Origin of the sequence: Streptomyces sp. P9(2023) (assembly GCF_032436795.1) — a bacterium.
Classification (GTDB): domain Bacteria; phylum Actinomycetota; class Actinomycetes; order Streptomycetales; family Streptomycetaceae; genus Streptomyces.
On record NZ_JAUPWM010000222.1, the window covers coordinates 1 to 365 of the forward strand.

At 40.8% G+C, this 365-nt stretch carries 1 protein-coding gene; it reads right to left on the reverse strand.

Annotated elements, in window-relative coordinates:
- Positions 1-138 precede the first annotated feature (138 nt).
- Positions 139-365: hypothetical protein (locus Q5762_RS37435; RefSeq protein WP_315896773.1), on the reverse strand; the 227-nt coding region annotated here is incomplete at its 5' end.

Sequence of the window (365 nt, forward strand, 5' to 3'; positions counted from 1 at the left end):
TTTCTTGGCTAGTATATTCGGAGAACGAATAAACAGTACCCAACTTGAAAAAAAATCCGATAGTCATGTAGAAAATTTAAAGAATAACTCCGTTAATAAAAGAAGTGACCCCGATGGCTGGACACATAAGCTGACCTCTTAACAGGGAAAAATCATGAACACGCCCGTGCTTAAATGGTTTGTGGCATAGTAGGTGTACTCCTCAAATAAATGCAAACCTGGCAACTTTATGTCGTCCAGATAGCCATGGAGCTGTCCTGTACTGTGTTGATTATACTCTTGATCCCAAGCACTCAGGCTTTGTGCCTGTTGATTGACATCAAAACTGTATTGTTTGCACCTCATTGGTGCACATGGATTCCCTT